1 protein-coding gene is annotated in these 266 nt (G+C 43.6%); it reads left to right on the top strand.

Annotated features, from left to right (window positions below; translation table 11 throughout):
- Window positions 1–30: 30 nt before the first annotated feature.
- Window positions 31–266: transposase (locus ACT3RN_RS16355; RefSeq protein ID WP_444518910.1), on the top strand; the 236-nt coding region annotated here is incomplete at its 3' end.

The raw sequence follows: 266 nt of genomic DNA, 5'->3' as shown, positions 1-266 counted from the left end.
ACTGCTAAAATACACCAGCAGGAGAATCCTATGAAAAAGACACGCTTTAGCGACAACCAAATCGTCAACATCCTAAAACAAGCCGAACAAGGCGTTCCTATCACTGAGCTGTGCCGCGAGCATAACATCAGCCAAAGTACCTTTTACAACTGGCGCTCAAAGTATGGCGGCATGGATGCCTCTTTAATTGCGCGCTTAAAAGAACTTGAAGTTGAAAATGCACGTCTTAAGAAGATGTATGCTGACGAATGTCTTAAGTCCGATAT

Source organism: Psychrobacter sp. AOP5-GZ1-6 (genome assembly GCF_052376345.1).
GTDB lineage: Bacteria > Pseudomonadota > Gammaproteobacteria > Pseudomonadales > Moraxellaceae > Psychrobacter.
This window is presented reverse-complemented; position numbering and strand designations above follow the sequence as displayed.